Genomic DNA, 14,618 nt, shown 5'->3' on the forward strand with positions numbered 1-14,618 from the left:
AAGTGTTTCTATTCTCTTGAGGGTGAATTAAATAAGCATTAAATAACCGGATAAAACTGCTCGTAAACAGGATTTATAAAATACGGTGGTCTGGGTCCAATTTTCGGTAATTGATACGTATGTTGATTTGCTGTGTACAATACATCTACTTTTTCATTGGAATGGTTTACTAATAAGAGCGTCGCTTCCGGGTTGTAATAATATTGCTGCATAACAAATTCCTCCTTGATTTGCCTCTTCTTCATACCTTATTCAGATTTCAATGATATGGAACTCTTCCTTGCACCTTTTCACTATCTCCGCCCAAGTTTCATAAAGTAATCTATCCAGTTGATTTCAAGGAGGATGATCATGACACAGGGTAAATCAAATAAACCAGCAGATCAAATATACCCAATATATCCGAACTACGGAAAAATAACACAATATCAAGAGGTTGCGATGACAGTACCGGAGCAGCGTCAATATCGACAACCGGGACTGGAAAAATGGATGATGCCTAGACCAATTATTGAGAATATAAATGAAAAAGGAAGTAATAGGCTTGCTGGTAAGGCTGTACTTATCACTGGAGGAGACAGTGGGATGGGAGCTGCTGCAGCAATAGCTTTTGCTAAAGAAGGTGCAGATGTAGCAATTGCTTATCTGGATGAACATGAGGATGCGAACCGGACAAAAAATCGGATTGAAGAGCTTGGAAAGCGTTGTTTATTGCTTCCAGGCGACTTAAGGGAGAAACGGCAGTGCTGTTATATAGTAGAGAAAACGGTTGAAACATTTGGTAAACTGGATGTTCTCTGTAATCATGTCGGTATCCAGTTTCAGCAATTAAGCTTATTAGATATTACGGATGAGCAATTCGACGATACGTTTAAAGTAAATGTATACTCTCATTTCTATACGACCCGTGCTGCACTTCCATACATGAAGGCAGGCAGCTCGATTATCAACACGGCATCTGTAGTAGCTTATGAGGGATATAAACAATTGATGGACTACACTGCCACAAAAGGAGCGATCGTCAGCTTCTCAAGAGCATTAGCAAATAATTTAGTGGATCAGGGTATTCGCGTCAATGCTATTGCTCCGGGGCGTATATGGACACCGCTGATTCCAGCCAGTTTCTCTGCAGATGAAGTGACATTGGCAGGAAATCCGATGCAGCGGCAAGGTCAGCCTTTTGAGGTAGCACCTACCTTTGTTTATCTGGCTTCAGATGATTCTCGTTTTGTTACGGGGCAGACATTACATGTGAATGGGGGACAATGGACGTCATCTTAACAGAAAAATAAATGGAGAACCTCTGTTCAAACAAATGTTTGATTAAAGCGATTGCTGAATTAAAGTCATATATCTTTAGCGGAGTCAGTTGTGATAGTAATCATAGGTATACTGTTACTGTTCGTTCTGCGTTATAAAATGCTGGAAAGAGACTCCTTTTTTATCAATTTTTTATTTTATATATTATCAGCCCACCTCCCACTTGCATATAGTATTAACGACTAATTTTAGGGAGGATTTTTCGTTGTCACAATACCTTAATTCAATAAAACAATGGTGTGAAGAAATTTTGCAAACCTATCAGGAAGCAGGTAATCTTCTTCAAGAGCGTGTTCATGCAGAAGCATTAACTAAGTGGGAGGAAGAATTAACTCAATTTCAAAAGGAGCTTTTCAATAATCAAATTGCAGACGAAGAGGAGGCATACGAGAGGGCAAATGTTTTATATACAAAGTTAAATTCTTATATAGAAGAGAGCAGAGAGGAGAGCCGTACAGAAGTAAATCGTGAAAGAGTTGTTCCGATTGGCGGGCATACACTTCCACCGCTGCCATACAGCTATGATGCTTTAGAGCCTTATATCGAACAAAGAATTATGGAACTGCATCATGATAAGCATCATCAGAGCTATGTTGATGGTTTAAATAAAGCAGAAATGGAAATGCAGCAGGCTCGTTGGGATAATAATTTTGATCTGATTAAACATTGGGAAAGAGAGGCAGCGTTTAATGGTGCGGGACATTATCTGCACACGATATTCTGGAAGGTGATGAGCCCGGACGGAGGCGGTGAGCCAACAGGAGATTTAATGAATGAAATCGAACAGTCCTTTGGCAGCTATGATCAGTTTAAAGCACATTTTACTGGAGCAGCAAACAATGTAGAGGGTGGAGGCTGGGCTATCTTAGTATGGTCACCGCGGGCAAGACGTCTGGAAATTCTGCAGGCGGAGAAGCATCAAAACTTAAGTCAATGGGATGTTGTTCCTCTGCTCGTCCTCGATGTGTGGGAGCACGCCTATTATCTGCAATATGAGAATGTGAAAGCAGACTATATAGACAATTGGTGGAATATCGTTAATTGGAACGAGGTGGAAAACCGCTTTAATAAGGCAAAACAATTGAAATGGCAGCCTTTTTGATCAAGAAAGTGTTTTAGCATTCTCTTAAAAGGGAACTGCATCTTCAAACATAAATTAATGGGAGGATACTGCTTATATGAGAACACAGTAATTTTTAGCAGCTATGGTATCTTTTTACTAGAATTTTCAGCTTGCAGTAATGACTCCGATGAAAATGGCGCAGATGATAATGAGGCAGGCTAATACAAGTTATTCTTCTTGTATTAGCCTTTTCCTACGTAAAAAAAGTTATTAACTCATCATTTTTATTGCAAACTTTATATTAGAGATATAAATAATTCGAGTTTTTCTAAAAAAGATTCTGGCTCAAAAATAGTCATTGACTGAAACGTAAAGGCAAAGGGCATCAAATTTTTATAGCTCTGTTGACATGATTTTTATAATCATATATGATATATCCTATATCATATATGATGTATACGTTTACAAAAATGAGGTGGCAAATATGAATGTTTACAGTACCAAGAAAGAGATTATCTATCACGAGTTGAAGAAGGAAATACAAGAGGGTAAATATGAATTTGGTGAAAAGCTGGTCATTAGCCGGTTGGCAAAAAGATTTGGAACGAGTGAAATTCCAGTCAGAGAGGCAATAAACCAATTAAACTCTGATAATTTAATTGAATTCACTCCACATGTAGGGGCAGTTGTCAGTACGTTATCATCAAAAGATATCCAAGAAATATTTGAAGTAAGAATTGAATTGGAAGGGCTAGCATCGAGATTGGCGGCTGAGAACATCAATGAAGAAATTATAAATAACTTAAGATCTATTATTACAGCGTCTGAGGACTGTTTAGAGAAAAATGATTTTGAAGAAATAGAAAAACTTAATATGAAGTTTCATTTAACAATATATGAGGCCAGTGATAACCTACTTCTTATTGGTATGATCAGGGATTTATGGAATAACACGAAACGATATCCTTCCCTATTTTCAAATAACAGGGGTCATGCGATGCATTCCATTAAAGAACACAAGTTTATAGTAGAGGCTTTGGAAATGAAAGATCCTGTTCTGGTTGAAAATGCAATGATGAAACATAAAGCAAACGCAGCTAAGGAAGTTTTAAGAATAACACAGCAGGATTACTATAATAATTTAGATATTGTAAATTAAGAAAAAGTATTTTGGGAGGAAAAGTAATGAAATTCGTCAGATTTAAGAATAATAACGAGGTATCTTACGGTTACTTAGAAGGAGATAAAATTATTCAATTAGAGAGTGATTTTATTATCGATAATCGTTTTATAAAAACAGGAAAGGAGTTTGAGAGGTCAGAAGTGACATTATTATCTCCTGTCCAACCCGGCCAAGTGATAGCCATCGGTTTGAACTATGTAAAACATGCTGAAGAAAGCGGAAAAGAAGTTCCAGAAGAGCCAATGATGTTCATGGTATCACCAACTGCTGTCATCGGAGATGGAGAGACGATTCAATTACCTACGGAAAAACATAGAATTGATTTCGAAGCTGAATTGGCAATTGTTATTGGAAAAGAAGCTTATAAACTATCGGAGAAAGAAGCATTAGATTATGTATTTGGTTACACCATTAATAATGATGTTTCAGACCGAGACCTGCAAAAAAAAGATGGCCAATTCACACGAGCAAAATCATTCAAGACATTTAAGCCGCTTGGCCCATCGATAGAAACAAATATTGATCCCAATAACGTAGCTATTAAATTATCAGTTAATGGAGAAATAAAGCAAGATTCTAACACAAATGACCTGATTCATAATATTGAAAAGGTACTGGCTCATGTAACGGATGTTATATCCCTGCAGCCGGGGGATGTTATTTTAACAGGTACACCATCTGGAGTAGGGCCGCTGCAGGATGGAGATTTAGTAGAAATTGAAATAGAAGGAATTGGTAAGTTAAGCAATAAAGTAATCAGCTGATTTAGAAAGGGAGAGAATATGTATATTGATCAGAATAAAATCATGAATTTTTCAAATAACTGCTTCATCAAGCTGGGTATGCCAGAAGAAGAAGCCAATATAATAACAGAAGTAATGCTGGAAGCTGATTTAAGAGGAATCCATAGTCATGGTTTCCTCAGACTTCCTATATATGTTGAACGTATACAAAAGGGGCTAATTAAAAACAAAGCAGAGATTACAGAAGAGAATAATAGCACTTCATCACTTGTTGTGAATGGTAATTATTCGGCTGGACAAGTGGCAGGGAAATATGCAATGGAAAAATCAATTGAAATAGCTGAGGAAAATGGTGTTGGTTTAGTAGCTGTAAAAAACAGCAACCACTTTGGGATTACTGCATTTTACTCTCTCTTAGCGGCCCAAAAAGATAAAATTGGGATTGTTATCAGTAATGTTGCACCGTTAATGCCGGCTATAGGAGGGAAAGAAAAAGTTATTGGAAATAACCCGATATCGATCGCAGCTCCTTCCAAAGAGAAACCAATTGTTCTGGATATGGCATTAAGTAACACAGCTTTGGGAAAAGTAATTTTTCATAAAGGAAATAATATGAAAATTCCAAAAGAATGGGGAGTAGATGCTGAAGGAGTGCCTACAGACGAACCGGAGAAAATTCTTAATGGGGGACTGCTTTCAGCTGTAGGCGGACCTAAAGGCTTTGGTTTGGCGGTTATGGCAGAAATCTTAACAGGTGTTTTATCTGGCGGTGATTTTTCCAAGATGATTCCTTCGATGTATGATACGGAGAGAAAGCAATCAATTTCGCACTTCATGCTGACTATTGATATAAAAAAATTAATACCTTTGGAAACATATTATTCGAATATAGACCAGCTGATTAGCTTCATAAAACATTCATCCAAGGCAGAAGGAGTAGAAGAAATATATATGCCGGGGGAAATTGAATTTATGAAGGAAGAAAATAATAGATTAAAAGGAATTCCTATGGAACACAATATATTTAACCAATTGAATGAATTAGCTGTTGAACTCAACGTAGAAGGGCTATAGGAGGAAAAGAATGAAGAAGGATAAAAAACCTGGTGTAAGATATTCCATTTTTACATTGCTTCTTGTGATAGTCATTATTGTTACCGGGATGTTGGTATACGATGCTAGTTTACAAATTATGCTATTCATTGGTTTTATGCTTGTGATTCCACTAACGATGGCAGTTGGATTTAGTTTTGGTGAGGTCGAGACATTTGCCTATGATATGATTAGAAAAGCTTTATCACCGGCACTAATACTATTGGCGGTAGGAGCTTTAATAGGAGCGTGGATGTATTCAGGGACGGTTCCGACAATTATCTATGCCGGACTTGAATTAATAACTCCTAATTATTTTCTTGTTACTACAGTTATCCTATGTATTTTTGTTTCGATGGCAACAGGTACATCATGGGGAACAGTGGGGACTGCTGGTGCAGCAATGATGGGAATCGGAGCCGGTCTTGGTATTCCACCAGGATTAACGGCAGGTGCCATTATTAGTGGAGCATGGTTTGGGGACAAGATGTCTCCTTTGTCAGATAGTACGAATATGCTGCCGGCACTGACAGGCGGCGAGGTCTATACACATATTAAACATATGTTTAAAACTACGGGGCCTGCACTTGTTTTATCTATTATTACCTTTCATATTTTTGGACTCAGGTACAGAGATTCAGAAATTAATCAAGGACAGATAGATTCTATTAATAGTTCTTTGAGTGAAATCTTTCATATTGGCTGGATTGCTTTTATTCCGGCAGCTGTAGTACTTACTTTGCTGTTAATGCGAAAACCGCCTGTTACATCTATATTTACCGGTGCTATTATAGGCGTTATCGTTGGAGTCGTTTATCAGGGGTTCAGTATTGAAAGTGGATTTGATGCTCTTTATAATGGATTTTCAATTGAAACTGGAAATGATTTTATAGATGGCCTGTTAAACAGGGGTGGAGTAGTGAGCATGCTGGATATCATTGCATTATTTATCTTTGCTATGGGTCTCGGCGGGGTATTGTCAGGATCAGGTATGCTAGGAGCTATATTAACTTCGTTTGCTTATAAAATTAAGACAAATAGAGGTTTACTACTAATGACTATTGTTGTTACTTATATTACTAATATGGTTGGTGCAACAATTACCTTTGCCCATGTTATGACAGCAACAATAATGAAACCGCTTTATGAAAAGAAGCGTTTAAAACCGGAGAATTTATCCAGAGTGATAGAAGATTCGGGAACCTTAGCATCACCGATCATCCCATGGAATACAAGTTCCATATTTGCTGCAAGTGCACTTGGCATCAGTGCAGTAGAGTTCATACCATATAGTTTCTTAACATACTTTACTTTAGCAATTACGATAATATACTCAATTACTGGATTTACAATTACGTCCTATGATGATAATAAAAATGATGAAAGTACAGAACTGGATAAAAAAGCTGCGAACAATTAAACGGAAGAATCTTTATAAAAAAAGGGTGTTTACAAAATGAAAGTGATCGTAACTACTCCAAGTTTTGGTAAATTCCATGACGATATAAAAGCAACCTTGAATAAAAAAGGGATTGAATTAACTTATCTGATACCGTACAGTAGAAACCGGATGATAAAAGAAATAGGTAATGCAGATGTGCTTATCGTGGGACTGGAACAAATTGATAGGGAAATAATTAACTGCTCTAATTCTTTAAAGCTGATTGCCAAACATGGTGTTGGAACGGATAATATTGACCTTAAGGCAGCCGGGGAGAAGGGGATTATCGTTGCAAATACGCCTGGTACGAATAATGATGCGGTTGCTGATTTGGCTTTTGGACTGATGTTATCTGCTGCGAGGTCAATTGTTGCTGCAAATAATAAGGTAAAGGATGGAGAGTGGCCGAGGTTCGACGGACATTCTGTATGGGGAAAGACATTAGGTATTATTGGATTAGGAGCTATTGGCAAAGGAGTTGCCAGGAGAGCGAATGGGTTTTCCATGGAGGTTCTTGGATATGACATCACAGATAAAAGTCCTGATGAAGAAGCGTTAAATATTAACCGGGTATCATTTCATGAATTACTCTCCCGTTCTGACTACATTTCCTTACATGTTCCATTAAATAAACATACAAAAGGAATGATTGGGAAAGAACAATTGAAGCGTATGAAGGAGACTTCTATTTTAATAAATACAGCCCGCGGCGGTTTAATTGATGAGGAAGAGCTTTATAAAGCCTTGACAAACAGTTCAATACAGAGCTGTGCGCTGGATGTTTTTGAAACAGAACCAGTGAAGGATAAAAAACTTTTGTCTTTAGATAGCCTGACTGTAACACCTCATATGGCGGCGTATACTGTAGAAGCAGGATATTTAACCAGTCAAATGATTATAAGTAACCTGTATAATCTGTTAGAGGGAAATGAATTGAAAAATATTGTTAATAAATCAAATAATGTAAGCGTTTAAACGGAAGTGTTATAAACATAAATTACGTCTGAGCCTGTTATAATAATATAGGCAGGACAGGTTTTCTAGAAAATGAAGACGATAAAACATTTTAAAAAGGGCTTATACAATTTATTTATCTGATTGTATAAGCCTTTTTTTAACGGTAATTACATATAATAATCTTAATGGAATGCAGTTTCAGTTATTTTAATCCTTTCTTTTTTTCAAAGCCTTCTGAATATATCTATACAATGCACTATCCAAGCCATAATGCAGCGCAGGCTGAGGATTCTCAGCATAGAATTTTTCGGCATTTTTGGTGATTTCACTGTCTCCATCTGAAAAAATACGCGTTAACTCCTGCCATTTTATCGCTAATTCCTGCACTGATGCATCCTGTGAAGAAATCTCTTTTTCCATGCTGTCTTTTAATGCTTTTAGAAGGTCCTTAAATTGTTTCTCCTCTTGTTTTAGCACTTTATCATTTGTATTTAGGTAGCGCTCTCTAAGCTTTTGAAGCTGTTCCTCTGTAAAATAATTGGAATGATTTAATCGGATTAGTTCAAATAGTGAAGTTAGTCCTTCAAAGGAAATACGGTCTGATTTAGCCGCTTCTACTCTGGTTTGTTCCAGCTGATGTAACAGCTTTTGCTGCATAGCTACCTCTTTTTTAATCCGATTAATCTGTTGATCCAGTGTATCCAGCAAATTCTGGCTGCTTGTACGAATAATCTCCTTTATCTCCTCCAAAGGCAAATGCATTTTTTTCAGTACAAGAATTTGTAACAACAGCTGCATATCCTCACTGGTATAGCGCCGATGACCTGCCTTTGTATAGAGGGAAGGTGAAAATAATCCGATTTGATCGTAATACCTCAGTGTCCGGATGGACAGACCTGTGAGGGCAGCTAATTGGCCGGTGGTCCAGTAATTAGACATGTGCTCACCTCGTTTGTAAAAGTATTTTTATCTCAGAAGGACTGAAAACATATTGTCTGCCGCAAATATGACATTTTGTATCGACAGAAGTGTTCGATTCGGTAGCTTTTTGCAATTCTTCATCAGATAACGAAAACAGAAAGCCATAAAACATTTCTTTCGAGCAGTGACAGGCAAATTGTATCGATTTTCGTTCCATTACTTTTGAGTTATGAAAGTGATGATTTAATTCTTTTTCTATCTCTGCATCATTCATCCCGAGCAGCATAGGAGCAAGATTCTCTGCTTCAAATTGTTCCCGGATATACTCTAATGAGCCTTCTTTTGTCCCTGGAAGTACCTGAGCATAGATTCCATAGCTTTTAGCAAGGCCATGGTTATTGTCAAATTCTATATTTGTCTGAATTATAGTATTTGTCTGCTCACTCTGTTTAAAATAATATGCAAAATCATCATCTATATTTTGATAAGGCATATCAGTAATCCCGGTAAATTGATTCATTTCAAACCCCTTCATCATTCGTATAGAAGCATTTGGACCGATAAATTCCTTAAGAGATTGAACTGAATTTTGCTGCTGGTGCTCTTCTAACAGTGCTTGATTGACATAACCGCGTACATTTCCATCTGCGTCTGTATCTGCATAAATTTTATGTTTTTTATTAGTCACTGTAATAACAGTACTGATTCTCTGAGTAGTTTTTAAGGTTACGGAAAGGAGGCTCATTATGGAAACAGCTTTAGCTAATGCCAAATAACAGGCCTTATCCTTTATTTTACTTAACTTCATGATTTCTTGGAGAACTTTTGTATTGTCGGTAAAATATAAACGGATACTTTTATCTAAAACAAGCGCTTTGATAATTTCATTCGTCATTTTATCTGCTCCCTTCTAATAATAGGATAAAACATTACGTGACGTAAGGTTCAAGTTTAAATTTATAAATAATTATTAGTAGGGAAAATGTACATTCGTCTTTTTTAATTTCAGCAGACGATTTTTAAGATATAATAATTACGAATAGGGACTGAAGAATAATTTTGAGTAATTTCTTAAATGTAACAAATAGCAATGGAGGTGACAAAAAGAGATGAAGCCTGCAGATTATTCTGTGCGGGAATCCGATACGCTTTATTGTGTAAAAGCGTGGCTGCCGGAAGATACAGAGAGTGTTACTATCGGCAAACTAGGGAAATTTAATTTTTCGAAGGGTTATTATGTTTATGTAGGAAGCGCAAAGCGGAATATTCGTGCGCGAGTGGACAGACATATTCAGATTGAGAAAAAGAAGCGCTGGCATATAGACTATTTACGTCCTTATCTGCAGATTCAAGCTGTGCAAACTTATCCTGGTGAAGAAGTGGAGTGTGGGCTTTTTGAAAGGCTGAGGCAGGAAAACGAAGGGAGTATGCCGGTAAAAGGATTTGGCTCATCCGATTGCAGATGCTTTTCGCATTTATTTTATTCGAAGAAAGAGATTGTATTAGTACATAGTACATAAATCAAAAGGCTGATATAAGCAGTTAAATACTTAAATCAGCCTTCTTCTAATGCTCTCTTCTAGCAAAATCAACGAATCGGAACTTATCAGGACGGTGTCTCGATTCGGTATATTGAAATAATGTTGCATCATCTAAATAAACGTAGTTTTTAATAACCACTACATTATAAAAGCCTTCTAAATCCAGCAGCTCATGATCCTCTGCTGTTGGTTCCTCAACAATAATTTCTTTTTTTGCAAAGCTGATGATAAGACCTAAATTATTTTCAAGATAGTCATAAATAGAAGCTTCTGCAATATCCTTAGAGATGTGCTGAACGGTTCTTGTTATTAAATAATCCTTGTCCAAAATGACGCGCTGTCCAGAGAAGGAACGGGTCCGGATAATTTCCCAAACCTCCTGATTATCTGCAAGCTTTAATTGCTTCTGGATAAACTCATTTGCGCTGACTTTTGCACATTGATGAACCGTGGTAATCGGCTTTTCTCCCATTTTATCAGCTAATTCTTTAAAGCTGACCAGGCCGGATACTGGAAAATCGAATTTATTCCGTTCAATCACCGTTGATCCTTTGCCGCGGATTTTTTGAATGTATCCGTTTTGGGCAAGCAGATTTAAAGCTTTTCGAATCGTTTCCCGTGATGTCTGATACTGCTCAGCTAATTCATTTTCCGACGGAAGGAATTCATTTGCTTTAAATGTTTCTTTTTCTATTTTTTGAGCCATTTCCTGATAAATAATTAAATACTTATTTCGCATCGCAACTAACTCCATTTATTTCTTTAGATAATAAACAATCGACTCATATGGACGCAGTGAAATCGTATCTGAAGCTAAAGATGGAGAATCTGCGTAATTAGATAATAAAATCCTGCTATCCTTACAATCACTGCGGATCGCTTCAGGTAAATTCAGCTCTGCTTCTTTTGCATAAAAATTGTTTACTACTAATAGTTTTGTATCTTTATTTTCTCTTATATACGCAAAAATTGCAAAGTCATTGGGTGAAATCAGCTGATATTTTCCGTCTGTAATGACTTGATACTCTTTTCGAAGCTGAATTAATCTTTGATAATGGTAAAAAATAGACGTTTTATCAGCAATTGCTGCTTCTGCATTGATTATCTGATAATTATCAGGAAGCCCGATCCAAGGACTTCCTTCCGTAAAACCGGCATTGACTGTATTATTCCATTGCATTGGTGTACGAGCGTTATCCCGGGATTTTTCCTGAAGTATTTCAATAATTTCCTGGTCAGAGAGGCCCTCTGCTTTTTTAATTTTGTACATATTCAGCGATTCTACATCCCTGTACTGGCTAATATCATTAAAGCCGGCATTGGTCATTCCGAACTCTTCACCCTGATAGATATAAGGAGTACCCTGCATCATATGAATTGTTGTTGCCAGCATTTTTGCCGACTCCTTGTGATAGATTGTATCATCTCCAAAGCGGGATACTATTCTTGGCTGATCATGATTACACCAGAATAGCGCATTCCAGCCGCCGCCTTCCTGCATCCCTGTCTGCCAATCAGATAGCAGCTGCTTTAGATAAAGAAAATCAAATGGAGCTTTTGTCCATTTTTCACCATTTGGATAGTCAACCTTTAAATGATGGAAGTTAAAGGTCATATCCAGCTCCTCACGTTCTGGATTGGAATACTTAATACAATCCTCCATAGAAGTGGATGACATTTCTCCAACGGTAATCGTTTCACGACCTTTAAATACTTCCTGATTCATTTCATGAAGAAATTCATGTACCCGAGGTCCGTCTGTATAGAATTTACGTCCATCTCCCGGAGCGATACTGCCGTCATCATTTGGGAAACGCTGGTCTTTGGAAATTAAATTGATAACATCCATCCGGAAGCCATCTACCCCTTTATCCAGCCAAAAGTTCATCATTTGATAGACATCATCACGGACTTTTTCATTTTCCCAGTTAAGATCAGCCTGGGTAACATCAAAGAGATGTAAATAATAAGAACCAGTTGTTTCATCGTACTCCCAAGTGTTGCCGCCGAATTTGGATTCCCAGTTTGTCGGCAGTTCACCTGGCTTGCCATCCTTCCAGATATAATAGTTTCTATAAGGGTTATCCTTCGACTTTTTAGCTTCCTTAAACCATTTATGTTCTGTCGATGTATGGTTAACAACGATATCCATAATAATTTTTAAACCGATTTGGTGTGCTTTTTCCAGCATTTTTTCGAAATCTTCCATCGTTCCATAATCGGGTTGAATGGTATAGTAATCTGCAATATCATATCCGTTATCATTTTGGGGAGAAACATAAATAGGGGTTAGCCAAATCACATCTACCCCCAATTCTTTGATATAATCCAATTTTTCTGTGATTCCATTAATATCTCCCATTCCGTTACCAGTTGTATCGTTAAAGCTTTTCGGATAAATTTGATAAACGACGGATTTTTGCCACCATTTTTCTTGCATAATCAACCTCCTAAATACTGCTGCGTTTCAAATACTTTTGACTCTATATGAATTAGAGGAGGGATAGACTCCCTCCTTATTTACCTAAACGCTTATATGCGTCTACACCCATTTTTGTTTTGGATAGAACAACTGTTAAGATGAATGGGATAACGATAGCTGCCACCATTGCTACAGCGAACATCAGCATATGCGGTAATTGAATAGATAAGATCCCTGGTATACCGCCGACACCGATCGAGTTAGCCATAACACCAGATCCGACAGATATAACTGCTGCAACAGCAGAGCCTGTCATTCCGGCGATAAATGGGAATAAGTAGCGTAAATTAATCCCGAATAATGCCGGTTCTGTAACTCCTAAATAACAGGAGATAGCGGCTGGAATAGATACCTGTTGTTCCTTTTTATCCTTGCGATTCAGATAAATCATTGCTACAACGGCAGAGCCTTGTGCGATATTAGATAGAGCAATCATAGGCCAGAGATTTGTGCCGTTAAATTCGCTCATTAATTGTAAGTCAATGGCATTTGTCATATGATGCAATCCCGTAATAACCAGTGGTGCATATGCAAATCCAAATACTGCTGCAAATAGCCAGCCGAATGCGGAAGTTAATCCATCATAGACAACCGTTGAAATCCATGAACCGATTGTCCAGCCGATGGGGCCTAACACAACATGGGCTATGATAACAGCTGGAAGTAATGCAAAGAATGGCACAAAAATCATAGATACCACTTGTGGGATGATTTTACGAAGCCATATTTCTAAATAAGCTAATACGAAACCAGCTAAAATAGCCGGGATAACCTGTGCTTGATAACCAATCATCTCAATTTGGAAAAATCCAAAATCCCAGACTGGTATTTCTGTTGCTTCTGCAACGCCATAAGCATTTAAAAGCTGGGGTGAAACAAGTGTAAGACCTAAAATAATTCCAAGTACTTGCGTTGTTCCCATCTTCCTGGAAATAGACCAAGTAATAGCAACAGGGAGAAAATGAAAGATAGCTTCAGCAATTAACCAGAGAAAATCATATAACCCTGACCAAAATTGCGAGGATGCCGCTAATGTCATAGTTCCGTTTTCCAGCATTTCAATTTCACCAATGATATTTCGGAAACCTAAAATCAGACCTCCGACAACAAGTGCTGGGATAATCGGCGTAAAAATATCTGCTAAGTGCGCCATTAACCGCTGGATGAAATTCATATTTTGTTTCGCTGCTTCTTTGACATCTTCTTTAGAAGTGTCACCAACACCAGCAATACGCGTAAATTCATTATAAAAGGAAGCGACTTCATTCCCGATAATAACCTGGAATTGTCCAGCCTGTGTAAAGGTTCCCTTTACAATATCGATATCTTCAATGGCTTTTACATCTGCTTTTTCCGGATCATTTAAGACAAATCGCATTCTGGTAGCACAATGCGTAACGACAGAGATGTTGTCACTTCCACCGACATTTTCCAATAATTCTTTTGATGGAGCTGTATATTTACTCAATGACTTTCCTCCTTTTCATATCTTGTATATACAAGTGTTAACGTTTTCAGTTTAACTTGTATATACAAGTTTGTCAATAAAAAATTTAAGCTGTTTTTATGAATTGTTGTTATAATTGTATGAATATTATATTTTCAAAAAAATGAGTGGGGTAGAGGGGAGTAGATATATGAAATTGGCGGTTAATTATTCATCGGAAGCTTATCACTTGGTAAATGAAGGTAAAATAGATGTTGATGTTTTCAAATGCCCTGATTTAAATGATAAATTAATAGAAACAGCTCAAAGCTGCAGGCCAGCGTACGTCCATTTTAATTTAGATGCCGGTACTGGAAATATGGATAAAGTCGATTGGATAAAAATAGAAAATTTTTTGTAGGAAACAGAAACACCTTATATTAATTTAC

At 37.3% G+C, this 14,618-nt stretch carries 15 protein-coding genes; 9 read left to right on the forward strand and 6 right to left on the reverse strand.

What is annotated here, in order from left to right:
- Window positions 1-38: 38 nt before the first annotated feature.
- A complete protein-coding gene (locus OSO01_RS23240) occupies window positions 39-212 on the reverse strand; it encodes a hypothetical protein (protein ID WP_186813552.1) in 174 nt (57 codons plus the stop codon).
- 139 nt (window positions 213-351) lie between these two features.
- Between OSO01_RS23240 and OSO01_RS04310 the strand changes: the two genes are divergently transcribed.
- The 7 genes from OSO01_RS04310 (at window position 352) to OSO01_RS04340 (ending at window position 7,817) form a co-directional block, all read left to right on the forward strand.
- Window positions 352-1,281 carry an SDR family oxidoreductase gene (locus OSO01_RS04310; RefSeq protein ID WP_147209051.1) on the forward strand — a complete coding sequence of 310 codons (930 nt, stop codon included), beginning with the start codon at window positions 352-354 and terminating at the stop codon, window positions 1,279-1,281.
- A 244-nt stretch (window positions 1,282-1,525) separates the two neighbouring features.
- Window positions 1,526-2,422 carry a superoxide dismutase gene (locus OSO01_RS04315; RefSeq protein WP_147209053.1) on the forward strand — a complete coding sequence of 299 codons (897 nt, stop codon included), beginning with the start codon at window positions 1,526-1,528 and terminating at the stop codon, window positions 2,420-2,422.
- A gap of 445 nt (window positions 2,423-2,867) precedes the next feature.
- Window positions 2,868-3,542, forward strand: a complete 675-nt coding sequence (locus tag OSO01_RS04320) for a GntR family transcriptional regulator (protein WP_186813553.1) — start codon at window positions 2,868-2,870, stop codon at window positions 3,540-3,542.
- Between the two features lie 26 nt (window positions 3,543-3,568).
- Window positions 3,569-4,330, forward strand: a complete 762-nt coding sequence (locus OSO01_RS04325) for a fumarylacetoacetate hydrolase family protein (RefSeq protein WP_147209057.1) — start codon at window positions 3,569-3,571, stop codon at window positions 4,328-4,330.
- Between the two features lie 18 nt (window positions 4,331-4,348).
- Complete coding sequence (locus OSO01_RS04330; RefSeq protein ID WP_147209059.1) at window positions 4,349-5,383, forward strand: Ldh family oxidoreductase; 1,035 nt, start codon at window positions 4,349-4,351, stop codon at window positions 5,381-5,383.
- A gap of 10 nt (window positions 5,384-5,393) precedes the next feature.
- Window positions 5,394-6,821: a Na+/H+ antiporter NhaC gene (gene nhaC / locus OSO01_RS04335; protein ID WP_147209060.1), complete on the forward strand. Its 1,428-nt coding sequence runs from the start codon at window positions 5,394-5,396 to the stop codon at window positions 6,819-6,821.
- 36 nt (window positions 6,822-6,857) lie between these two features.
- Window positions 6,858-7,817, forward strand: coding sequence for a phosphoglycerate dehydrogenase (locus tag OSO01_RS04340; RefSeq protein WP_147209062.1), 960 nt, complete (start codon window positions 6,858-6,860; stop codon window positions 7,815-7,817).
- Window positions 7,818-8,006: 189 nt separating this feature from the next.
- Here OSO01_RS04340 and OSO01_RS04345 read toward each other — a convergent pair whose 3' ends face one another.
- Together OSO01_RS04345 and OSO01_RS04350 are read right to left on the reverse strand one after the other, a co-directional pair.
- On the reverse strand, window positions 8,007-8,738 hold the full coding sequence (locus OSO01_RS04345) for a MerR family transcriptional regulator (RefSeq protein WP_147209064.1): 732 nt from the start codon (window positions 8,736-8,738) through the stop codon (window positions 8,007-8,009).
- A gap of 4 nt (window positions 8,739-8,742) precedes the next feature.
- Window positions 8,743-9,615 (reverse strand): Hsp33 family molecular chaperone HslO, encoded by an 873-nt coding sequence (locus OSO01_RS04350; protein WP_147209066.1) that lies wholly within the window; start codon window positions 9,613-9,615, stop codon window positions 8,743-8,745.
- A 214-nt stretch (window positions 9,616-9,829) separates the two neighbouring features.
- On the opposite strand from OSO01_RS04350, the gene OSO01_RS04355 reads away from it, so the two are divergent.
- Window positions 9,830-10,240 carry a GIY-YIG nuclease family protein gene (locus tag OSO01_RS04355; RefSeq protein ID WP_147209068.1) on the forward strand — a complete coding sequence of 137 codons (411 nt, stop codon included), beginning with the start codon at window positions 9,830-9,832 and terminating at the stop codon, window positions 10,238-10,240.
- A 46-nt stretch (window positions 10,241-10,286) separates the two neighbouring features.
- Here the strand turns inward: OSO01_RS04355 and treR are convergent, their stop codons facing one another.
- From treR to treP, 3 genes are all read right to left on the reverse strand, one after another.
- Window positions 10,287-11,000 carry a trehalose operon repressor gene (gene treR, locus OSO01_RS04360; RefSeq protein ID WP_147209070.1) on the reverse strand — a complete coding sequence of 238 codons (714 nt, stop codon included), beginning with the start codon at window positions 10,998-11,000 and terminating at the stop codon, window positions 10,287-10,289.
- A 15-nt stretch (window positions 11,001-11,015) separates the two neighbouring features.
- The gene (gene treC, locus OSO01_RS04365) at window positions 11,016-12,701 is read right to left on the reverse strand and encodes an alpha,alpha-phosphotrehalase (protein ID WP_147209071.1); all 1,686 of its coding nucleotides are present in this window, start codon (window positions 12,699-12,701) and stop codon (window positions 11,016-11,018) included.
- 76 nt (window positions 12,702-12,777) lie between these two features.
- The gene (gene treP, locus OSO01_RS04370) at window positions 12,778-14,211 is read right to left on the reverse strand and encodes a PTS system trehalose-specific EIIBC component (RefSeq protein WP_147209073.1); all 1,434 of its coding nucleotides are present in this window, start codon (window positions 14,209-14,211) and stop codon (window positions 12,778-12,780) included.
- Between the two features lie 169 nt (window positions 14,212-14,380).
- Here treP and OSO01_RS04375 point away from each other — a divergent pair, with 169 nt between their 5' ends.
- Window positions 14,381-14,590: a hypothetical protein gene (locus tag OSO01_RS04375; RefSeq protein WP_147209075.1), complete on the forward strand. Its 210-nt coding sequence runs from the start codon at window positions 14,381-14,383 to the stop codon at window positions 14,588-14,590.
- Window positions 14,591-14,618: the final 28 nt, after the last annotated feature.

Source organism: Oceanobacillus sojae (genome assembly GCF_007991515.1).
GTDB classification, from domain to species: domain Bacteria; phylum Bacillota; class Bacilli; order Bacillales; family Amphibacillaceae; genus Oceanobacillus; species Oceanobacillus sojae.